This window comes from Shimia sp. NS0008-38b (assembly GCF_040370365.1).
Taxonomy (GTDB): domain Bacteria; phylum Pseudomonadota; class Alphaproteobacteria; order Rhodobacterales; family Rhodobacteraceae; genus Shimia.
The window spans coordinates 890,244-912,336 of the sequence record NZ_BAABWQ010000001.1; the positions used below are offsets into that span (position 1 = coordinate 890,244).

The following is a 22,093-nucleotide window of genomic DNA, read 5'->3' on the forward strand; positions in this document are numbered from 1 at the left end:
AGTTAAGGTCAACGGCTGCAAAGTCCACGTACCACACCTTCAACCCAACACTGCCTCCGCCCCCCTCATCAATGACCGGTTTTACGCGGCATCGCAGCGGTCACGGGTTGTATGCCCGGACCAAAAGGCTGACTTTGCAAAGGCTCGCGATCTGCGCTTAGGCTACTTGATGACCTGATGAGTATCTTTTCTGATTGCGAGCTCTACAGCATGCTGGGATGCGATACGAATACCACCAAATAGCGTCAAGTCACTGCCAGCCCCATAGGCTGGACCGTTCACGGTAGCACTCATCGGAGCTACGACAGCTCAGACCGCTTTCGTTGTCACACATTTATTTCGGATTTTCATCGGATGACAAAGCCTTACCCACACCGGTTGGGAGTGCACGGTGGATCGATTGATCCTAGGCCAACCCATCCATTGCGGCGCAGATGTCATCGACGACCTCCACGTCTGTGATCGGGGTGCGCTGTACTGGCATGTTCAGGGTCAGGGTTGCGATCCCGTCCCCTTGGCTAAAAAGACGTTGTCGGTCATGGCTGGCTTTTTGAAAACTGCACCGCACCGGCGGCCTCTAATGCGGCGAGATCAAATTCGCTTGGGTCCAGAAGTTGATCCAGAACAGCAAATGTGTCCGCCCCCAAACTCGGCGCTGCCTTGGGCGGGATCGGTGGCGTTTGCGACAGTTTGAGCGGAGACGCCACCCCCTGCAAACGCGCTCCGTCTGCTGCGACGGGTGCCGTCTGCATACCGCGTGCCTTGATATGAATATCATCAAAAACCCGCTCAAGATCATTGATCGGCCCGACCGGAACATGCGCTGCATTGAGCGCCTCAATCCAGTCGTCCATGCTGCGCCCCGACATCACGCCTTGTAGGATAGGAATGAGCGTCGCGCGGTTGCGCACGCGTTCGGGGTTCGTCGCAAACCGATCATCCGTGGCCAGCCCTTGCAGGCCCGCCACCTCACAAAAGCGCGCGAATTGCCCATCGTTGCCGACCGCTAAGATCACATAGCCATCGCGGGTCTCGAACGTTTGATAGGGCACGATGCTGGGATGCGCATTGCCAAGCGGCTTGGGTGCTGCTCCGGTTGCCAGATAGTTCATCGCCTGATTGGCCAGCGTCGCCACCTGAACGTCAAGCAAGGCCATGTCGATCTGTTGCCCCTCACCGGTTGCATCACGGTGGCGCAAAGCCGCAAGAATGCCAATGACCGCGTAAAGCCCCGTCAGCACATCGGTGAGAGCCACACCAACTTTCATCGGCTCTGCGCCTGCGGACCCTTCTTTTTGCCCGGTCAGACTCATCAACCCGCCCATCGCCTGAATCAAAAAGTCATAGCCCGCGCGGTCGGCATAGGGCCCGGACTGCCCAAACCCGGTGATCGAACAATAGACAACATCCGGTTTCACCTGGCGCAAGCTGGCGTAGTCCAATCCATATTTGGCCAGCCCACCAACCTTAAAGTTCTCCATCACAACATCCGATGTCTTTGCCAAGGCGCGCAGCACACGTTGCCCCTCGGGTTTGGCGAGATCGACAACAACAGACTTTTTGCCCCGGTTCGCGCTATGAAAATAGGCGGCACCGCGGTCCACCCCATCTTCATCTTTGACGTAAGGCGGCCCCCAACGCCGCGTATCATCCCCCCCATCGGGATGTTCGATCTTGATCACCTCAGCACCAAGATCAGCCAGTATCTGCGTGGCCCAGGGGCCGGCCAAAATACGCGTCAAATCAAGAATTCGAACGCCATCCAAAGCGCGACCCGTAGATTGAGAGTGTGTCATGCGCGGCCTTAGGTCACTGTCGAAAAAGACGTCGGCGATAGAAAGCTGGAGGCAATATTGGCGACAACCTCGCCATGTGCCTCCTGATGGGCCGCACGTGCGGCGACCCATTCGGGGTCGGCGGCAAACGCATTCCAAAGCTGTTCACGCTCGGCCAATGACTCCCAAGCCAAGAAATACGTCAGATCATGATTGTTTGGTCCGACGAGCGTGGTGAAAAACCCAGCTGGGCGAAGGCCAATCCGCTCCCATATCTTCAGGGTTGTGGTTTCAAACCGCTGCAAAAGTGCGGGCATGCCGCCCGGCACACAAGAATAGACGCGCATCTCATAGATCATAGTATCTCCCTCGCTGCTTAGGCTGACGTATAGGCCGTTTTGACGGTTGTGTAGAATTCCGCCGCATAGCGCCCCTGCTCGCGCGGCCCAAAGCTGGACGCCTTACGCCCGCCAAACGGAACATGGAAATCAACACCTGCGGTTGGCAAGTTCACCATGACCATCCCCGCCTCGGCGTTCCGCTTGAAATCAGTGGCGTGTTTGAGGCTGGTGGTGGCGATCCCTGCAGACAGGCCAAAGTCGGTGTCATTGGCCACATCCAGCGCCGCGTCATAATCCGCAACCCGGATCACTGTGGCGACAGGGCCAAAGATCTCTTCGCGCGCGATACGCATATCATTGGTACAATCGGCAAAGAGCGCAGGGCGCTGAAAGAACCCTTCAGTCGGACGAGCCAACCGCTCGCCGCCAATCACAAGGCGCGCACCTTCCGCCTCACCGATCCGAATATACTCTTCGTTTTGCGCCAGTTGAGTTTCGTCAACGACCGGTCCGATCTGGGTCTCCGCATCCAAAGCGTCCCCAACCGTCAGCGCGCTGATCCGCTCGCTCAGCGCCGCCACAAACTGATCATGGATCGCATCCTCAACGATGATGCGCGACGACGCTGTGCACCGTTGGCCTGTTGAATAGAACGCACCTTGCGCCACACAGTCCACCGCCACATCCAGATCAGCATCCGCGAGCACGACAAAGGGGTTCTTGCCGCCCATCTCCATCTGCGATTTGCGCATCAGCTTGGCAGATTCCATCGCAAGTGTAGCCCCGGTGGAAACTGAACCCGTAAAGGTCAGCGCGTCCACATCGCGGCTTTCTGCAATGGCTTGACCAACAACAGAGCCGTGCCCCATGACCAGATTAAGCACACCGTCCGGCAGGCCCGCGCGTTGCAAAATATCGACCAGCGCCCATGCACTGCCCGGCACCAGATCGGCGGGTTTGAAAACAACCGTATTGCCGTAGCAAAGCGCGGGAGCCAGTTTCCATGCTGGTATGGCGATGGGAAAGTTCCAAGGCGTAATGATCCCAACGACGCCGACAGCTTCGCGGGTAACCTCGACGCCCACACCGGGCCGGACAGAAGCCACGGTTTCTCCGGTCAAGCGCAAGGCCTCCCCTGCAAAGAAGTCAAAAATCTGGGCGGCGCGTGCGGTCTCCCCGATGCCCTCTGCCAAGGTTTTGCCTTCCTCGCGAGACAAGAGCCGTCCAAGCTCTTCCTTGCGCGCCAGTATCTCGTCGGAGGCGCGGCGCAAAATGGCATGGCGCTCCATCAGCCCACTGCGCGACCACGCTGGAAACGCTGCCTTGGCCGCCGCAATCGCGTCCTGAGCCTGTGCCGCATCCGCACGCGCATAATGTCCTACGATATCTGTGAGATCAGACGGGTTGATATTGGCTGCGGCATCACCAGCAACCCAAGCCCCACCAATAAAGTTTCGCTTTTGGTCCGACATTCCTGCCCCCTGAGTTGAATTAGCCAATAACGGCGGTTTGGTCGGAATAGCGCACGGTAAAATTCATCGCGCCCTCGTTCAGCATCCAGCGCGTCAGCTCATATGTGCGCAGACCAGCGGCATGAAACGGATCAGCATCCGCATGAGCCCGGGCCTCGGCCTCGTTTTTGGCACGCACGATGATCATGCCGCCATACGGGACGGTCTCGCCTTCTGCAAACAAAGGCCCGGCACCAAACAGGATGCCGTCGCGCTCCATCTTGATCTGATAGTCCAGATGCGCAGGCAGGACGTCTTGCATCCCCGGCCCTCGCGCCGGCGTTGTCGTAATCACATAGAGATCCTGCCGCAGCATCTTGGCATATAAATTTTCGGGATTTGTCGCGCTCATGATGCGGCTCCTAAGAATTCGAAAGAGTCGGCCCGCCAAAGCTAAGTCAGCGGGCCTGTTTGGTTTAGCGCTTTTCGATGCCTGCGGTTGCAATAACATCCGTCCAGACCGCAACCTGACCTTCGATCAGGGCTGTCATGTCCTCGCCTGATGACGGCGACGGCTTGGCACCAAGCGAAGCAATCTTGTCGCTGACAGCTGGAACCGCCAAAGCGTCATGGACGGCGCCACGGATTTTGTCCGCGATGTCGTCTGGCACGCCAGCTGGCATACCGATCCCGGTCCAGGACACGACATCAAAACCGTCTGCTACCGTCTCGGAAACGGTCGGTACATCTGGTGCATCCGGCCAGCGTTCGCCAGAGGTGATTGCAAGGATATCATAGACGCCCGCCTCAGCTTGTGGGCGGATCACCGTGCCCGTATCGATCACAACGTCCACTTCACCGCCCATCAAAGCCGTGGATGCGGCAGCACCCCCTTTGTATGGAATGTGAAGGAACTCTGCCCCGGTGCGCAGCGCAAGCAATTCACCAGTCAGGTGCTGGGTCGAACCAACGCCCGAATGCCCGATCTTTACCGACCCCGGCGACGCCTTTGCAGCCTCAATCAGCGCACCAATGGAGTCGTATTCACCGGAACGTGCTGCCACCATAAAGGGGAATTGACCGAGCGTAGAGATGAACGTGAACCCGTCAACGGACTCGTATGGCAAGCTGTTGTAGAGGGCCGCCGCGACAGCATGACCACCAACCATCAGCTGCATGGTATAGCCGTCAGGATCCTCCTTGGACACGTAGCCTGATGCAACGGTACCACCGGCACCGGGGCGCGATTCAACGACGACAGGCTGACCAAGTGTTTTGGACATTTCCTCTGCCATGATCCGGGACACGGTGTCGGCATTGCCACCAGCACCAAAGCCGTGAACGATCCGCAATGCGCGGTCCGGGAATTCCTGCGCCACAGCGGGCAACGCAAGAGCTGCAGCAAGTGGCAGCGCAGTGATTAGTTTTCTGAACATGATGTTCCTCCCAGTTAAGTTTGCCCTTTTCGTCGATTTTGCCTCGGGCTTCGAAAGGCGTGTTGCACGCTCACTTGGTGGAGCGTTTGGTAATTCTTGCGTCAAAGACGCTAGACCAAATCGCGAAAACGATCAGGAAGGCCGAAAAGGCGACCAGAACAGCGCTGATTGGTCGTGTCAGGAAAACCGTGAAGTCCCCGCCATAGAGCAGCATTGTTCGGCGAAAGTTGTCCTCCAGCAGTGGGCCAAGCACAAAGCCGAGCAGGACGGGCGCTGGCTCAAAGCGGTAGTTTTTCATCAGGTATCCGAGGATGCCGAAAGCAAGGGTCAGCAAAACATCCGTAACGCTGGTACGATGCGAATAGACGCCCACACAGATCATGATCACGATCATCGGGTAGAGCTTTTGGTAGGGAATGCGCAGCAATAGCACCCACAGTTTGATCAGCGGAATATTGATCAGCAACAGAATGATGTTGCCAACAAAGAAACTTGCGATCACGCCCCAGAACAACTCGGGCTGATCGACCATCAAACGAGGGCCGGGAATGATCCCGTTCAGGATCAGCGCTCCGATGATCAATGCCATGACGGCGTCACCTGGAACACCAAGGGTAAGCGTCGGAATGAACCCGGTCTGAGACGCCGCGTTGTTGGCGGATTCTGGTGCCGCCAGCCCGGGCAAATGCCCCGTGCCGAACTTTTCTGGCGATCGCGAAAAACGCCTCTCCATTGCGTAGGCCATAAACGAGGCGATGGCGGCGCCGGTTCCCGGCAATGCGCCAAAAAAGGACCCAATGCTGGAGCCTCGAACAATGGGAAAGGCAAGTGAGCGCGCCTGCGCACGCGTGGGGATCACGTCTCGCATACTGACGGACAAAGGCTTTGCATTCGCTGCGGGTCGGCGCGACGCGTTGCGAATGACCTCGCTCACCCCAAAAAGCCCCATCGCCAGCGACACAAGGCTGATCCCGTCAGCCAGCTCTGGCATGGCGACAAAGCGGTAGTACCCGGTTGTGGCATCCGCCCCAACAAGGCCCAAAGCAATGCCAAGGATCACCATCGCAAAGGATCTGATCTGTGATCCGGTCCCGATCATCGACGCCGCCAGTAGGCCCAAAATCACCAGCATCGCATATTCCGGCGCGCCAAATTTCAAGGCAATCACCGTCATCGGAATGGCTGCGAGAACCAAGATCGATACGCCGACCATCCCCCCAAGGAAGGACGAGAAAGCCGCCACAAACAAAGCAAGCCCAGCGCGGTTGTTTTGGGCCAGCGGATACCCTTCCAAGCAGGTCACCACCGATGACGGTGTCCCCGGTAAATTCATCAAGATGGACGCAATCGAGCCACCATATTGCGATCCGTAGTAAATCCCGGCCAGCAAGATCATCGACGTCGTGGCATCAAGATAAAACGTCACGGGCAGAAGCAGCGAGATTGCGGTGATGGCCCCAACGCCGGGCAACACACCAATCAATTGCCCCAGGAACACCCCGAAAAACGCGTACATCAACACATTGGGTTGCATGACGACCGATAGGCCCAGGAGGAACTGATCAAGCATCGCTACCTCCAGAACGCTGGGATCGGTAGCTCAAGGCCAACCAGAAACAACAGCCAGCCCAGAAAGGTCGCGATCACAGTGTAGATCAACGCGGAAAATGGCCGCACCTGACTATCGGCAAACATGGACACAATCACAGCCAAAAACATCGACGGCACCAAGCCTGCGACATCCACAAGCACAGCGAAGATGATGATTGCGGCGGAGACAAAGATCAGCCCCCGCCAATGCATCGCCCCCCCCTGAGCCAGCTCAGGCGCACGCAGATCAATGATGATGATTGCCACCGCCAAACAGGACAACAAAATGCCAATGGTCTGCGGCATAAACCCCGGGCCCATCTGATTGAGCGAGCCGGTCGGGTAGCTCCATGCGAAGAACAGCATCACCAGACCCGCCACAAGCAACACGCCGCCACTTACCGCGCGCATCGCCGTACTTTCTTCCGCATATGTCTTATTGTTTGACAAGGTTCCCTCCCAAGAACTCCGGATGTTGCGCGTCGCTGCCTAACTGCCTGCCGTGTTTGTCTTGATTGCTGCGGGCGGCGCAACGCCAAGCCGTTTCCCCAAGGTGACGAGCCGCTTCAGCGTGCCGTCTGCCACGGGGATGCCCTCCCGCATCCGCGCTTCCGACAAGCGAAACCCGCGCTCCCCCGGCAGCAGTATTTCGTCAGTATCAGGGGCTTTGGGCAAGGCTTTCACCCGCTGGCTCAGATCTGCGATGTGATCTGCAAACACCTCTGATGCGCCAAACGCATCTACCTTGATCGCCAAAGCCACGCCATTCATCGCACCTTTGCCGCCGCCCAGCACAGTTGCGATGACCGGATTGGCCACCAGCACGCTGGACAGAATTTCAATCATCAACGACAAGCCTGACCCTTTTGGACCTCCCAGCGGCGTCAGCGTTACCACTTGGTTCGGGTCCGTTGCCGGCGCGCCGTCTGCGTCAATCGCCCACCCCGCAGGAATGGCGGCACCTGTATCCTTGGCGTGCATGATCTTGCCGAGCGCGACGGTCGAGGTGGACATGTCCAAAAGCAAGGGCAGCCCGTTTGATGGTGCCGCAATGGAGATCGGGTTGGTCGACAGCCCGGACACCTTCGCGCCGTGATAAGCCATCAGAGGGCCCGAGGCCGTCATCACGATCCCGATGCAGCCGCTTTCCACTGCTCTGAGCGCAAAGTAGCCAACCGCCCCGGCATGGGTGATATTGCGCGCCGAGCACCAACCGATATTGACCCGCTCCGCGATATCAATTGCCGCGTCCATCGCCGCGACCATCCCAGATGGACCTGGCGCCCGTGCCGCGTCCAGCACCGCTATCGCACCGTCATGCGTGACCAATTCAGGTTGCGCCACGGGATCAATTGAGCCCTGTTCGACCATCTCGATGTAGCGTGGGATGCGCAGCACCCCGTGGGAATTGGCGCCCCGTGCATTGGCCCAGACGAGAATGTCTGCCGTGCGCTCGGCATGAGCCGGGGAATAGCCTCCAGCGTGCAAAAGCTCTGCGGCATAGGCCTTCAGGTCATCTGCTTGAAACAGCGTCACGGCGCAGCGCTCAGCGGCGTGGGGAAGAACTTCTTCAACCAAGCATCAATCAATGCGCGGGTATGGGGCGCGTCCTCGTCAGACAAGGGAAAATGCGACATGCCCGTTGGAATCATCAGCTCGGCATTGGCCCCGGCCTTTTCAAAGAGGCTGATGGATTGCTCCATCGGAGTGATCACGTCACCTGCTGTGTGAAACAGCAAAAGAGGACGCGGCGCAATGTCGGCCACAACATCCTCGGCACGGAAATGATACATTGAGATAGCGGTCTCTACCGGCACCTCAAATTGCGCAAGCGGCGACAGGTTCTTACGCAGGTCTTCGGGGATCGGCACCACATCAAAGCGCGACACCCACATACTTTCGCCCGTTTCGGCCCTGTGCTTGCGGCCTGCGTCCAGAATACCGGTGAACTTGTCCCAAGCCTCAGGTGTGGGGTGCTGGCCGCGGAACTTGCGCTCTCCATCGCCCCAACCGCACAGCGACAGGACACAGGCGACACGCTGGTCCACACCGCCGGTAAAGATCGCAACTGCCGCGCCAAAGCTATGACCAGTTACGCCGATACGATCAGGATCCACCTCTTCGCGCTGGGAAATAAACGACAGCGCGTTACGTGTATCCGCCACCTGATCATGGCAGCGCACCTCGCCGCGCGCGCCCTCGGACTGACCGCACCCCCGGAAATCAATGCGGAACACGCAATACCCCATGTCTTCGATCATGCGCGCGACAAGTTCGACATGAGATTTGTCCTTGGTCCCCACGAACCCATGCAGGACGATGAAGGTCGGCAGGCGCTGCCCTGGCTTGCGCCCTTCTGGCACATGAAGAACGCCGGACAGCTTCAGGCCATCGGACATGAACGTAAGTGGGTGTTCCATTTTGGTTAGCCTCTATTGTGTCAGGGTATGTGGCGCTCAGGAGCCACTCCATGAACTGCAAAATGTCCCGAAGGCAGACAGGTGCCCGCGCAGGAACGTTTCGGTGTCTGCATTGGTGATTTGGCCCGCGTCGACATCCAGCTTGCCTTTTGCGCCCGCGATCTGAACCTCAGGCTTGGCCATAATGATCATATCTTGCGACAGGAGCGTGTGGCGCAGCCCTTCGTGGACCCGCGCGCCGCCCAAAAGACCGGGAGATACACTCCAGATTGAGACCGGTTTGTTCGCCAAAGGGTTGGGATTTGCACGTGACAGCCAGTCAATCGCATTCTTCAGCCCGCCCGGAATGGACCAATTGTATTCGGGCGTCACGATCAACACTGCGTCCACACCCGCAACGGCGTCAATGAAGGCACTGACAGATGCCGGCATTCCGTCATCCAGCAGGTCTTGGTTGAACAATGGCAAGGTTCCCGGGTTTGGAAGCGCCACCGCCTCCATACCGTCAGGCAAAAGCCCCGCCGCAGCACGCCCCGCAGCTCGCGATAGAGACGCGCGCCGCAATGAGCCTTCTAGAATGCCAAGTTTCGTCACGTCGATGTTCCTTATCGGTTTTCAGACAGCAGGTGCCGCCCAAGGGAAAAAGTGTTCGCGCCACGGCAAAGGCGCAGGTTCACCCCACACATTCATGATGCGGACGTTTTCAGGGCGCTTGAGGGCGGTAATGATGTTTGGCTCATACCGATCATCATCATTGATCAGCGCCATATTCCCCGCGCACTCGACCATCGCGCCGCAGGTATCAATGTAGTAGGCAAAGGTGTTGTCACCCGGCCGGTGCCGCCCGGGGCCCCAGATGAAGTTCTTTTCAATCGTGTCCAGACGGTCGCCCAGGTGGCAGTAGTCCGAAAATTCGGCAACTTCCCACGAATAATGGTGCAGACCTGTCTTACCCTTCACAATTCCCAGAATGTGGTGGAGGCGGTTTGCGCCGCGCATCCAGTTTAGCCCATCATCCACCATCCGTTCAGACAACCGCATCCCCATGATCTTTTCCATCTGAGCACGTGTTTCAGCAGGCTCCGGCGACATGATATTGACGTGATCAAGGCGCAGCGGCGCCATGCCAGGTGTTGGTTGGCGGTTGCCATAAATCTCGGTCTGAACCGGGCTGTGAAGCTCAAACGTATGCCCCTGAGGCGTTACGAACTGCATGCCTGTGACGCAGCAATCAAGGCTTGGGTCGTTAGAGATCAGAGTGCAGCCTGCCTCTTCGACCCGTTGCGCCGCCTGTGCGACAGCGGCCTCAGACACCGCTTCAAACCCAAGCGAGCGCATCGCGTTCTCACTTGCCTCATGCAGAACCAATTCCGCCATGCGCCCATTGGACGACAGCCAGACACAGCCCGCCTCTTCGCGTGTCACATGCAAACCCAAAATGTCACAAGATTCGCGCACCAACGCATCGACGTCGACAACATTCAACTGAACGTGCCCCATTGAATTCACCAGGTAACTCATTGCTGCATCTCCTCCGGCTGCTTGTGCAGTGCCTAACATGCATTTTCCGCACCGCCAACTATTTTCGAAACTTTTATGATTTTAGAATAAATGGCAAGCCGTTCGGATCTTCTGAGTAGCTCACGCCTCTGCCTCCACCGTATTGGAGAGCACGCCAATGCCTTCGATCTCCACCTCAACCACATCACCGGGTCTTAGAAACTCTTTCGGATCCCGCGTGATGCCAAAGCCCGTGCAGGTGCCCGTCACAATCACATCTCCCGGCTCAAGGGGAGCAAAGGTGGAGATATAAGAGATCAGATAAGGGATATCGAAGATCATCCGGTCTGTGGTTGTCCTCTGCTTTTCAACCCCATTCACCCGCGTGATCAGCGCCACTCCTTCGGTCCGGATCGGCACATCATCCGCCTGCACCATCCAGGGCCCAAAAGCGCCGGTGCCGACGAAATTCTTTCCCGGCGTGAACTGATGCGAATGCTTTTGCCAATCCCGGACACTCGCATCGTTATAACACGCGTAGCCCGCCACATGATCCATCGCCTGATCCGCGGAAATGTGTCGCCCGCCGGTGCCAATAATCACGGCAAGCTCCCCCTCAAAATCCAGCTTCTCCGAGGATCGCGGCTCGATCAGCGGTGCACCATGGCCGATCTGCGATGACGGGAGCCGCAGGAACAACACCGGAAACGCCGGAGCCTTGTCCGGATCAGAATCGTCTTCCCAATAATTGATCGCTGCCAGAACAATTTTGCCCGGATTCGGGATCACCGGTGCTTGCTCGACCTCGACCAGACTGATCTCGGCCGGTCCCAAATCCGCCAGAACGTCAGCAGGCATGCCAGCGGCAATAAACGATTTAAGATCAGGGAATTGGTCCGCATGGCGCGCGCCAATATCCACCAGTCCCTGGCCGACGACGCCCCCCCAAGAGGGCTGCCCTTCGCGTAAAAAAGACAACAACTTCATTCGCAAACCTTCATATTTTCGAAAATAAGGCTATAATAGAACCAATGGATGATGAAGCCCTTTTCTCAAAACAAGTTTTCATTCCCACATACATGGGATATTCGAAAATCTGGGAAATCGGTGACGCTGAGGACTCGGCATTATAAATTGTTAACCAAAGGTGGTGCGCCGCGTGACGCTTGAGAGTTCAAACCTGATAGGCAGCCGAACGTCGAAAGCCGGCGCCAACGGTCAACGTGACGTGCTCACGCGTCTGCGCACCGACATCGTCAGCAGCGTCTTTGAGCCTGAAACCCGTCTAAAATTCGCGGATATGACCAAGCGATATGATGTTGGGATCGGCACGCTGCGCGAAGCGCTGTCGCAACTGGCCTCCGAAGGGTTTGTCACCGTTGAGGCCGGCAAAGGGTTCAAAGTTGCCCCTGTGTCTGCATCTGAACTGATCGAAATCACGGACCATTTCATCGCTTTTGAAAAGCGCGCCGTGCGCGAAGCGATCGCGTATGGGGGAGAAGACTGGGAAACCAACATCGTCGCCGTACATCACAGGCTCAGCTTGATTGAAGGGTTGCCTTGGGAACGGCGGATGGAGCGCCATTCGGAATGGGTTGAACGCCATCGGGAATTTCACGAAGCCATCGTGAGCGCATGTCAAGGAAAGTGGCTGTTCCGGCTCCGCTCGATCATGTTTGATCAACTGGACCGCTACCGCTTCGTTACAAAGCGCGCACCAGATGGTCTTGGCGGACGCAAATTCGAAGAACACCGTGATATCATGACCGCGACACTGGACCGCGACGCGGATCTCGCATCCAACCTCATCGAACAGCACATCCGCGACACATCCGAGCAGGCGATCAAATTGCTATGACCCGACTTGGCCAACCGTTCTCTTCTCATTTGACGTGAACAAACAGGTCCGAACAGGCCCCACATTCTGCTCAAATGTTTTGATCGCCGTGCAACTGCGATAAACATGAAAGCGGGCGTGCCGCATGTCTAGCAATTCACTACAGCAACGCCCTTATCGCGGCGGCTTTTAGCGAAATGCCTGAGGCTCGTCGCGCACACCGCTATGGGTGACGTTTTCAAACGAACCACACCGTGCCTCTGGACATCACCGGCCCGCAATCTGGCGTCTTTCAAAGCCGTCTGTGTGGTAGAAACAGCGACCTTAAGACGACAAAATGGGCTCCCCAAAGAGTGACTTGTGATTTCGCCCGCACAGGGCAATTTGGGAAATTTGGCGCGGCCCTGCCCCGGCCAAATCGAAGGTAAGGCACTCTTGGGCCGCCCTATTGATGCTGCATCACCATCGGACATCAGTTTCATTTAGAGTGCGGTTTTCGCGAAGAACAACCGACTTCAGGTTTTTGAGTTTTTCAACACAATCAACCCTACTCTATCAGTCGTCGGAATGTCGCGACCTGGTCTCTTTCTGTTTGGCGAAACAGCCAACATCAATGGCAGGCGGTCACTTCAATGCGATCTCAATGGCCGCAGCGCAGTGGACGAGTGTCGTATCAAATACCGGAACCGATACGTTACTTTGATTGAGCAGCATACCAACTTCGGTACAACCGAGGATCATACAGTCCGCGCCAGCTTCACGGAGGCGGCTCGCAATAAGAACATACTGAGCTTCGCTGCTTGGTAAACTGATGCCCTTGCACAACTCCTCGTAAATTATGCGATGCGTCTCTGCCCGATCAGACTCGTTTGGCAAAATCGGCTCAAGACCAGCGTCCCGCAAGCGCCCCGTGTAAAATTCTTGCTCCATTGTGAATGCCGTTGCCATGAGACCGGGGCGCTCCAACCCCGCATCACGAATTGCCTGTGCGGTCGCGTCAGCAATGTGAAGCAAGGGTATGCCGACACCAGACATCATTTGCTCACCGAGCTTATGCATGGTGTTCGTCGCAAGGATCAGGACGTCGGCACCGCCACGCTCAAGCGCTTTGGCCTCGTTGTTCAAAATCTCACCAGCCCGTGACCATTCGCCCCGCGCTTGCAGCGCTTCTATCTCTGCGAAATCCAGTGAACGAATAAGCAATTGAGGCGAATGCAACCCTCCAAGGCGCTCACGGGTTAGCCTGCAAAGCTCAGCATAATAGAGTTGCGTCGATGCGGCGGACATCCCGCCGAGTATACCAATCGTTTTCAAGCGTGCCCCACTGAGAGTGAATAGTTGTTGATTTGAACAACTACTCGAAAACGGACATCTGGTGAAGGTCTTGTAGGTCCGGCTTCTTACCAATTCGCGACGTAGGTGGCCAAGGTCAGCTATCGCAGGTTTGTGCCAATGGCTGTTGGGCTACTTGGGGCAGCTCTGCGCCGAAACCACCCGTTTTCCGACGCCTCAGACACATCAGAGACCAAGAGCTTAGCGCCACGTTCCCGCAACGCGCGCTGTCGCTAACCCACGTCACGCAACAAAAACGAGGCCCGTCTCACTGCGCCCGGGCCCCAAAATCCGCACCTCCGCATTACAGCCGTAAAACAGACGTAATACCGACGGTCTAAATCACAGCTTTTCCTGTGTGTATTGGCGCAGCTCTTTGCGGGCCACTTGGCGGCGATGCACCGCGTCTGGCCCATCGGCAAGGCGCAACGTACGCACATGTGTCCAGGCTGTTGCCAAAGGTGTGTCTTGTGAAATCCCGGTGCCGCCGTGCATCTGCACCGCCTCATCAATCACCTTAAGCGCCACATTGGGGGCCACAACTTTGATCTGGCTGATCCACGGGGCTGCCGCACGCGCGTCGCCCTGATCCATCATCCATGCGGTTTTCAGACACAACAACCGCGCCTGTTCGATCTCCATCCGGCACTCGGCAATGATGTCGTAATTCGCCCCCAGCTGCGCCAATGGCTTGCCAAAGGCTTCCCGGCTTAACGCGCGTTTGCACATCTGTTCCAGCGCCGTTTCTGCCTGCCCAATGGCGCGCATACAGTGGTGGATACGCCCCGGCCCAAGGCGGCCCTGAGCAATCTCAAACCCTCGTCCCTCGCCCAGCAAAAGGCTCTCTGCCGGCACGCGCACGTTGGTGAATTTCAGATGCATGTGCCCATGGGGCGCGTCGTCTTGGCCATAGACCATCATCGGGCGCAAAACCTCGATGCCCTCCGTGCCTGCAGGCACCACAATCATCGATTGGCGTTTGTGCACTGGTAGGTCCTCGCCGCCGGTCTTCACCATGACGATATAGACTTTGCAGCGTGGGTCTCCTGCGCCAGAAGCCCAATATTTCTCGCCATTTAGCACATAGTCATCACCGTCGCGTACACAGGACATCGACACATTTGTGGCATCAGAGCTGGCCACGTCCGGTTCGGTCATCAGATAGGCAGAGCGGATGTCTCCGTTGAGCAAAGGTTTGAGCCACGTCTGTTTCATGGCCTCGGTGCCATAGCGCTCAAACACTTCCATATTGCCGGTGTCAGGTGCGGAGCAGTTGAAAACCTCAGCCCCCAAAGGCGTCTTGCCCATTTCCTCTGCAAAGAAAGCATATTCCACGGTGGAGAGCCCAAACCCTTTGTCAGAATCCGTCAGCCAAAAGTTCCAGAGGCCGCGTTGTTTTGCCGTGGCCTTGAGCCCTTCAAGGATCTCGGTCTGCCGCGCGGTGTAGGTCCAGCGGTCGCCTTTGCCGATCTCAGCGTGGTAGGCGTCCTCAAGTGGCATGACCTCCTCGCGGATCATCTCTTTGACCTGCGCCAACAGCGCTTCGTTTTCTGGCCGCATCCCCAAGAACATCGCCGTACTCCTCTCCAACTCTTTGAAACACCTTGTCGCGGGCCTCGGCGGCTGTCTATGCGGGCCGTTCAAAAATGACGCGGGGTCGCGAAAGTGACCAGTTACGGAAAGGTGAAAAACTTCGGAAAATTTTTCAGCATTTTGTGACAATTTTTTTCGCCCCAAAACGCATTTCAGGTCTTGCGCCTCTCTCGCAGCATCAGTAAACACCGCTCCACAGTTGGGGTGTAGCCAAGTGGTAAGGCAGCTGTTTTTGGTACAGTGTATCGTAGGTTCGAATCCTACCACCCCAGCCACTAATCCTTAATCGATACAAGCAAGAAGCTAGATCCACGCTGGGTCTAAGAAATGCCCCTGTTTATGCCCCACTTTAGGAAGCAGCTCTCCCAGTGCCATCAATCCACTTTAATATATATGAGTAATGAATTGATTGCATAGTGAAGAGGGAAAGGGAGACCTAAGAGGGAGAGACCTAAGTAGTGGGTTCTTCTGAATTTCTTCTTCTCTAACTATAAGTCCCAGAAGACTAGAGGACCGAGCATGGCAGAGATCGAGAACCCGTGGCATTCAAGGCCCCTAGATGTGCATCGTTGGTCAGATTATCCTGAGGTAAAGAGCTTCGTGGAAATGATCTGGGATCAGTACGTCGAGGAGACTGTTCCTGAGAAGGGCCGCAACTTAAATAGGGTTGATTTTGCGAATAACAGACCTTCGCTGCGCACTAGACTAAGGTCTGCTTTGGGGGACTTACTGTCGTGTGAACGTCTTCTTTTCCGAGACCTCTATTCCACGTATTCCAAATCGCATTATAGCCTTCTCCCATATTGTATAGCCACCAAAATCTGCTGAGCCACTGCCAACGCGCTTTTGCCTGGGAACCACACGTTTGGAATTTTGTTGTGGGTTAGACGGCAATGACAACCTTGCCGATGGCTTTGCCGCTTGTGAGGCGATCATAAGCTCTGCTGACACTATCGAGGTCGAACACCTTATCGTCGAGCAAGGGTTTCAAAGCCCCTGCGTCAACAATTTTCGACAGCTCGGCTAAGATTGCGCCATGCTTTTCACGGCCTCGATTGCTGAGCATGGGAAGCAGCATGAAAACGATGTGCAGCGACAGGCCTTTGAAATGAGCTGGCGACAGGTCAATTTCCAAAAGCCCAACCGTGGAGGCGATATTTGCGTTCAACGCCGCGGCCTCAAACGAGTTGGTCATGTTGGCGCCACCAACGGTATCAAAGATCAGGTCAAACCCTGCACCGCCCGTGTATTTCCCCACGTAGTCGGCGATCTTTTCAGCAGCGAAATCAATCGGCGTCGCGCCGTACCCTTTGATTACGTCCATCTGATCTTCGCCGGTGCCCGTGCCATAGACATCAGCGCCAAAGTGTTTGGCCAGTTGCACGGCAAGGTGTCCAACCCCACCGGCGCCGCCTTGCACCAGAACCTTTTGACCTTCCGCGACACCGGCGCGTTCCAGACCTTCGTAGGCCGTGATTCCCACCAGAGGCATGGCCGCGGCTTCGCGCATCGAGATGGATTTGGGTTTGTGGGCGATGAGGCGCGCATCGGCCAGCATGAATTCAGCCAAGGCGCCCTGTAGATCTGCCAGACCACCAGCACAGCCATAGACTTCGTCGCCCACCGCGAACTCAGTCACACCTTCGCCGACCGCATCAACGACGCCAGCAAAGTCCATGCCCAGCACGGCAGGTAAAGCGGGGGATAAAGGTAGGTCACTGCCCATTGCGCGGATCATTGTATCCACCGTATTCACGCTGCTTGCGGCAATACGAACCACAACATGCCCAGAAGTTGGCGTAGGTTGCGGGAGATCGGCGGATTCGAATTTTGCAGTTTCGCCGTAGGCGGTGAGGGTCATGGCTTTCATCGTGCACATCCTGAAAAAAAGTGATGAGTGCCAGATAAAGCATTTTGAAATGAGGTAAATTGGCCCAATTTTAAGTTCAGTATTTCCTTTTTCTAAATAATGAAGACGCTCCATCCCAATTAAGGATATGAGGGCCACCCGCTTGGGGACCCTCACAAAGACAGTCTCATCGATGATTTCTGACCTTAGAATGGCGCGAAGCCGTCGTCCTTGGCCTTGGGGACTGTCCAGCGCTGTTTCGCATCAATCTCTGGCTGGCTACCGCCAACACGGGGCACTTGGCCATGATCTCCATACAGCCACAGAACGAGGTTGGATCGCTCGCCTTTTGTGATTGGCATGGATTCGTGAGGCACACTGCCGTGATGGATCAGGGCTTTGCCGGGAGCAAAATTCAACTCCGCCACCTGACGGGTTTCCCGGTCAAAGAACTTCACCCCAGATCCGGAAAAGTCTTCTCCCGGCAAGTTCAAGTTTAGGTTCAGCGTGACCGAAGACGCATCCGTATGAGCCCGCAATGACGTGTCTGCATCTGCCTGCCATTGGATGGAGAACCCAAACGTCTGGCTGTCAAAACCGACGATATCTGGGAATAGCAGTCGCGAGATTGGACGCATGTAGGCATCCATCAACTCACGATAGAAACTCTGAAATCGCGGTGCCGCAAGGTAGCCTTCTGAGCGGCTATCCAACATCGCGCCACCACGATTGAGCGAAATCCCGTAAGGCGGGCGCAATGGAATTTCCGCATTGGCGACGCGTTCGAGGTAGTCTCTCAGGACAGCAAGGCGTGTCGGATCAAAGAATTGCGCCTCATAGACGCCTGGGAAGACCTCTTCCCAAAGATCCTTTACCGCGATCTCGGTCGTGGGATCTTGCCAGGCCCGCTCCACTGCGGCGCGCAGTTTTGGATCATAAAGGCTGCTGTCCAGAACGCTGTCCTGATTGTCGGCGTCGTCCCATTCCTTCCACGCATCCTGAAGCAGACCCCTGTTCTCATTCCAAAACTGATGGACGGAGGGGGTCCGGTTTAACATCTCTTCACGTGTTGGTCGCTTGACCAAACGCGCACGTTCAAGTGAATTCTGTATCATCTCATGTCACTCCTCGTGACTGTCGCGCAGCTACTGTGGTCTGCGTTTTGTTAAGGAAACCGGGCCGCTCGGGCTGGTTTTGGGGTTGAATTTGGGAGCGGTTGGTGGGGTACCCCAAGCTGCGCTTGGGATGCCCCTTTTAGGTGTGACGCTTATTGGATGTCCTGGACGTTCATGACCAAGGTGTTCCAGTTGCGCTGGTTCTCGATGTCATGCTCCAGCCCTTGCTCATCTGCGATGCCAAAGCGTTTGACAGCAGGCGTCTTGCTGGTCGCTTGATACAGCCAATAGGCTTCTGCCTTCAGCGCCTCATCAATCGGCTTATCGATCGATTCATAGACCATTTGCTTGCAGGCATTGATCGAGTCTGCAGGGAACTTGGCAATGCGATTGGCAAGCGTGTTGACGTAGTCGTCGATCTCATCTGCTTCAAACGCCTTGTTGATCGTGCCCATCGCTTCGGCCTCATCTGCGCTGAAATCGCGGGCGCTCAGGATGATCTCCAGCGCGCGACCCAGACCGGTTTGACGGGCCATACGGGAGGCACCGCCGCCACAAGGCAGAATGCCCATGCCAACTTCCATCTGCATGAATTTGTATTTGCCGCGCACCGCAAACCGCATGTCCAGCGCCAGGGCCAACTCGTGTCCACCACCGCGCGCAAAGCCTTCCAGCTTGGCAATCGTGGCCTGTGGTACCCGGCTGATGCGCTCACACACGGATTGAAGATCAAGCAGTTGGGCCTCTTCACGTGACACAGCCTCAGTGGACATGTCTTTCAGTAGTTCAGTGTCATAGTGGCAGACCCAGATTTCCGGATTGGCCGATTGAAAAATAACCACTTTCGTGTCGCGGTCCCGTTCCAGACGCATGGCAAGACTGTTGAGATCAGCCAGCATTTCTTGGCCCTGCACATTCACAGTCCCGAAATCAAACGTGACGGTGGCAATTGCATTCTCTACTTTGACGTCAAATGTTGTGAAGTTCTCGTATTTCATTGGGTTGCCTTTCTTGGGGCCGCGCAGAACTCTCTGGCGGGTTGCTTCGGTTTCGTTGGGGGTCGATGGACAGGGGCCGCTATCGTGTGGGCCGCTGTTGCTTAGGTTTCTTGCGTCACGACACTCTGGATGGCCTGCATCACAGCAGCACTATGTGCAGCGTCTTGCGCGGCGGAATGCGGCGGTGCGAACCGTCCGCTGTCGTTGTCAAAATACTTGCCGCTGGCCGTGGCAAATGAAGCGCCCAATGCGGCTTCACGCAGGACATTCGCGCCAATGCTCAGATCGTTACCGGCCAGCCCGAAGCCTTCTTTGACCATCTTGGATGCCAACAACGACCCCGGATTAACAGCAATGATTGCGGGACCATCCGGCAATGCTTTCGCCATCTCATGGGACCAAATTGTGATGGCCAGCTTGCTTTGTGCATAGGCGTCCATGTCGTTCAGTTTTTTGCGCCCATGCAGAGCGTTCAAATCAATCGGTGCCTGCGCAGCGGACGACAGGTTCACCACACGGCCATCTTTCGCAATGATCGGCAGAAGATCCTGTGTCAGCGCGTATGGCGCAAAGGTGTTCACCACAAACCGGATATCATAACCATCTTTGGTCACTGTGGTTGGAGCTTTTAGAACACCCGCGTTGTTTATGACCACATCGATTGGGCTGTGCTTGGCACGTATGCGATCAGCAAGCGAATGCACATCATCCATATTGGATAGGTCAGCAACGTATTGCTCAGTTGCACCGCCAACAGTTTTTGCCGCGGCTTCCAGCTTGGCAGCATTGCGACCATGCAGCAGGATTGTGTGCCCTTCCGCCGCCAAAGTTTGTGCCGTCAGAAGGCCAATACCATCTGTGGAACCTGTGATGAGAATTGTCTTGGTCATTGGATGATCTCTCTGTGTTTGTCCCAGCACTGGGAATTAGGCCGCATACCGAACCAAGGTCCGGCTCTCGATGCTGCGTCGGACGGTATGGATGTTTGGGTCCTCAACCATGTCCAAGGCGCTGTGGGCGATGGACGGCAGCCCGCGATTGTCAAAGATATTGAAGAACGCCACCTCATCCGGTGTCATTTTGGACATATAGAGCCAATCATGATCAGGGTTTGCCGCGAGCCCCATGATCTGGCCTTTGCGATCTGGATAGATCAGGTCCAGTAAGATCCAATCGGCTTCGGCAACACTGGTTGGGCGGATAAATCCCAACGGAGCAGAATTGATCGCCGCGCCAATAGGCCTCCAGATGTTGATAAATGCGTAGTGGCCCTTGGACCATTCCGCGGCTTTGTCTTCCCCCAAAATATCGATCAAACGTTTCTTGGCCCCGTCAACGCTGTAGTCGCTGTGCACATTGCGGGCTGGTGCCCGATCTGCGTTGGGGTCATCCTCCCGCACTGTATGGTCAAAAACGATGACCTCCTCGGCGCCAATTTCAGTCGCCAACAGCTGCGACAGTTCCGCGTCGTAGGTTGCCAGCCAATTCCTTTGCGCGTCAAACGACTGCACGACCGTTGGAAATTTCGCGAAACTGACAGAGTTCTTTGGGAACGACAGACCGGCATCAAAGCGGCGCACGTCGCGCACGGCCATCTGTGTTGACACAAGTTCCGGTGAAATCAGGTTGCCGACAATTCCGCCGGCGTCCAACTCAAACGCCTGACGCTCGGGTTTGTGGACATGATAGTTTACGGTTGCGATCTGGTCCATTGATGGGCTCCTGTGTCATCTCGCAAACAGACTTATCACTTCCAAAAACTATATAAATAGCGCACATTTGATTTCACTATTCCGAAAATGAGAATAATATGGACACTCAAACTCTGCGCCTTTTTGTGCTTGCAAGCGAAACACTGAACATCAGCGCGGCGGGCCGCACGCTCGGAATGGCGCCAGCTGTTGCAAGCACGCGTATTGCGAAACTAGAGCGCCTCGTCGGCGCAGACCTGCTACATCGATCAACTCGCAAGGTATCGCTGTCCTTAGAGGGGCAAGACTTTCTTCCCTACGCACGCGAAATGATCGCCCAAGAAGAAGCCGCGCTCGCCGCGCTTGGAAAAGGCAGTACAAATGTCGGCGGAACACTACGCTTCGCAGCACCGAGTACTTTTGCCCAACTATACTTGGCCCCTTTGTTGCCCAAGTTTATGGACGAATATCCTGACCTTCGGCTCGACTTGCACCTATCGGATTCTCAATTTGATCTCATCGAAGGCAGTTACGATCTCGCGCTTCGCAACGCAGTTCTTGCCGACAGCAGTCTCACTGCACGTAAACTTGCCGACGATACCCGCATCCTGTGTGCCTCGCCAGATTACCTAAACAGCTATGGCACTCCGAAAGTCCCAGAAGATCTGTCGGCGCATCGACTAATCGCATTCAACGCTATCGAGCCAAAGACGCTGGTGTCTACCGCAGGCACACAAGCATTGTTCGATCCCAAGAATGCCGCCCATTGCTTGATCCTCAACGATGGGCTGACCCAAAAACTAACGACGCTCGAAGGTGCGGGGGTTTCAATCAACTCCTTCTGGGCGGTGCAAAAAGAGATTTCAGACGGAAGTTTGACCCGCGTGTTGCCCGACTATGAGCTGATAGAAAAACCTGCACTTTGGCTACTCTACCCAAAAAGTAATGTCGTTTCTGCCAAAGTCCGCGTATTTATCGATTTTTTGACAGATCACATAGGTCGTTCAATTGAAGCTCGAAAAATGTCCCAAGCCGGCACCTAACCTGAGTGACGGAACCTGCTGATTGGGGCTCTAGCGAACATTTAGTACGTCGTAGATGAAATTCCACTTTCGGCCGGTCACAGCTAAGCGAAACCATATCAGCCAATTAGAAGTGCCCGTTC

The 22,093-nt window shown here is 56.0% G+C and carries 21 protein-coding genes and 1 tRNA gene; 3 read left to right on the plus strand and 19 right to left on the minus strand.

All coding sequences use genetic code 11. The annotated features are described in order from the left end of the window. Positions 1–536: 536 nt before the first annotated feature. The 12 genes from ABWV47_RS04380 to ABWV47_RS04435 form a co-directional block, all read right to left on the minus strand. Positions 537–1,796, minus strand: coding sequence for a CaiB/BaiF CoA transferase family protein (locus ABWV47_RS04380; protein ID WP_353308696.1), 1,260 nt, complete (start codon positions 1,794–1,796; stop codon positions 537–539). Between the two features lie 8 nt (positions 1,797–1,804). Then, positions 1,805–2,134 (minus strand): NIPSNAP family protein, encoded by a 330-nt coding sequence (locus ABWV47_RS04385; RefSeq protein WP_353308698.1) that lies wholly within the window; start codon positions 2,132–2,134, stop codon positions 1,805–1,807. Between the two features lie 17 nt (positions 2,135–2,151). Next, complete coding sequence (locus tag ABWV47_RS04390; RefSeq protein ID WP_353308699.1) at positions 2,152–3,588, minus strand: aldehyde dehydrogenase family protein; 1,437 nt, start codon at positions 3,586–3,588, stop codon at positions 2,152–2,154. A gap of 19 nt (positions 3,589–3,607) precedes the next feature. Beyond that, the gene (locus ABWV47_RS04395; RefSeq protein WP_353308701.1) at positions 3,608–3,979 is read right to left on the minus strand and encodes a YciI family protein; all 372 of its coding nucleotides are present in this window, start codon (positions 3,977–3,979) and stop codon (positions 3,608–3,610) included. A 64-nt stretch (positions 3,980–4,043) separates the two neighbouring features. Then, positions 4,044–5,003 (minus strand): Bug family tripartite tricarboxylate transporter substrate binding protein, encoded by a 960-nt coding sequence (locus tag ABWV47_RS04400; protein ID WP_353308702.1) that lies wholly within the window; start codon positions 5,001–5,003, stop codon positions 4,044–4,046. Between the two features lie 70 nt (positions 5,004–5,073). Beyond that, a complete protein-coding gene (locus tag ABWV47_RS04405) occupies positions 5,074–6,573 on the minus strand; it encodes a tripartite tricarboxylate transporter permease (RefSeq protein WP_353308703.1) in 1,500 nt (499 codons plus the stop codon). 2 nt (positions 6,574–6,575) lie between these two features. After that, on the minus strand, positions 6,576–7,043 hold the full coding sequence (locus tag ABWV47_RS04410; protein WP_353308704.1) for a tripartite tricarboxylate transporter TctB family protein: 468 nt from the start codon (positions 7,041–7,043) through the stop codon (positions 6,576–6,578). Positions 7,044–7,082: 39 nt separating this feature from the next. Then, complete coding sequence (locus ABWV47_RS04415; RefSeq protein ID WP_353308706.1) at positions 7,083–8,129, minus strand: Ldh family oxidoreductase; 1,047 nt, start codon at positions 8,127–8,129, stop codon at positions 7,083–7,085. Continuing rightward, positions 8,126–9,013, minus strand: a complete 888-nt coding sequence (locus ABWV47_RS04420; RefSeq protein WP_353308707.1) for an alpha/beta hydrolase — start codon at positions 9,011–9,013, stop codon at positions 8,126–8,128. The genes ABWV47_RS04415 and ABWV47_RS04420 overlap by 4 nt, the downstream gene beginning before the upstream one ends. Positions 9,014–9,049: 36 nt before the next feature. Beyond that, a complete protein-coding gene (locus tag ABWV47_RS04425) occupies positions 9,050–9,607 on the minus strand; it encodes an NADPH-dependent FMN reductase (RefSeq protein ID WP_353308710.1) in 558 nt (185 codons plus the stop codon). Positions 9,608–9,628: 21 nt separating this feature from the next. Next, positions 9,629–10,534: a VOC family protein gene (locus ABWV47_RS04430; protein ID WP_353308713.1), complete on the minus strand. Its 906-nt coding sequence runs from the start codon at positions 10,532–10,534 to the stop codon at positions 9,629–9,631. 120 nt (positions 10,535–10,654) lie between these two features. Beyond that, complete coding sequence (locus ABWV47_RS04435) at positions 10,655–11,500, minus strand: fumarylacetoacetate hydrolase family protein (RefSeq protein ID WP_353308715.1); 846 nt, start codon at positions 11,498–11,500, stop codon at positions 10,655–10,657. Positions 11,501–11,672: 172 nt separating this feature from the next. On the opposite strand from ABWV47_RS04435, the gene ABWV47_RS04440 reads away from it, so the two are divergent. Continuing rightward, on the plus strand, positions 11,673–12,371 hold the full coding sequence (locus tag ABWV47_RS04440) for an FCD domain-containing protein (protein ID WP_353308717.1): 699 nt from the start codon (positions 11,673–11,675) through the stop codon (positions 12,369–12,371). Between the two features lie 603 nt (positions 12,372–12,974). On the opposite strand, the gene ABWV47_RS04445 is transcribed toward ABWV47_RS04440, so the two are convergent. Continuing rightward, entirely contained in the window at positions 12,975–13,664 is a 690-nt protein-coding gene (locus tag ABWV47_RS04445; RefSeq protein ID WP_353308719.1) for an aspartate/glutamate racemase family protein, read from the minus strand. A gap of 360 nt (positions 13,665–14,024) precedes the next feature. Further along, positions 14,025–15,254 (minus strand): acyl-CoA dehydrogenase family protein, encoded by a 1,230-nt coding sequence (locus tag ABWV47_RS04450; protein ID WP_353308722.1) that lies wholly within the window; start codon positions 15,252–15,254, stop codon positions 14,025–14,027. A gap of 221 nt (positions 15,255–15,475) precedes the next feature. On the opposite strand from ABWV47_RS04450, the gene ABWV47_RS04455 reads away from it, so the two are divergent. Continuing rightward, positions 15,476–15,550 (plus strand) — tRNA-Gln (locus ABWV47_RS04455). A 608-nt stretch (positions 15,551–16,158) separates the two neighbouring features. Here the strand turns inward: ABWV47_RS04455 and ABWV47_RS04460 are convergent. The 5 genes from ABWV47_RS04460 to ABWV47_RS04480 all read right to left on the minus strand — a co-directional run bounded on the left by ABWV47_RS04460 (position 16,159) and on the right by ABWV47_RS04480 (position 20,949). Next, the gene (locus ABWV47_RS04460; RefSeq protein ID WP_353308725.1) at positions 16,159–17,145 is read right to left on the minus strand and encodes a zinc-dependent alcohol dehydrogenase family protein; all 987 of its coding nucleotides are present in this window, start codon (positions 17,143–17,145) and stop codon (positions 16,159–16,161) included. A gap of 185 nt (positions 17,146–17,330) precedes the next feature. Further along, positions 17,331–18,239, minus strand: coding sequence for a 2OG-Fe(II) oxygenase family protein (locus tag ABWV47_RS04465; RefSeq protein WP_353308728.1), 909 nt, complete (start codon positions 18,237–18,239; stop codon positions 17,331–17,333). Between the two features lie 152 nt (positions 18,240–18,391). Further along, positions 18,392–19,237, minus strand: a complete 846-nt coding sequence (locus ABWV47_RS04470) for an enoyl-CoA hydratase/isomerase family protein (RefSeq protein ID WP_353308731.1) — start codon at positions 19,235–19,237, stop codon at positions 18,392–18,394. 101 nt (positions 19,238–19,338) lie between these two features. Then, complete coding sequence (locus ABWV47_RS04475; RefSeq protein ID WP_353308735.1) at positions 19,339–20,127, minus strand: SDR family NAD(P)-dependent oxidoreductase; 789 nt, start codon at positions 20,125–20,127, stop codon at positions 19,339–19,341. Positions 20,128–20,163: 36 nt separating this feature from the next. Continuing rightward, positions 20,164–20,949, minus strand: a complete 786-nt coding sequence (locus ABWV47_RS04480; RefSeq protein WP_353308738.1) for a CmcJ/NvfI family oxidoreductase — start codon at positions 20,947–20,949, stop codon at positions 20,164–20,166. A 98-nt stretch (positions 20,950–21,047) separates the two neighbouring features. Between ABWV47_RS04480 and ABWV47_RS04485 the strand changes: the two genes are divergently transcribed. Then, positions 21,048–21,971, plus strand: coding sequence for a LysR family transcriptional regulator (locus tag ABWV47_RS04485; protein ID WP_353308741.1), 924 nt, complete (start codon positions 21,048–21,050; stop codon positions 21,969–21,971). Positions 21,972–22,093 lie beyond the last annotated feature (122 nt).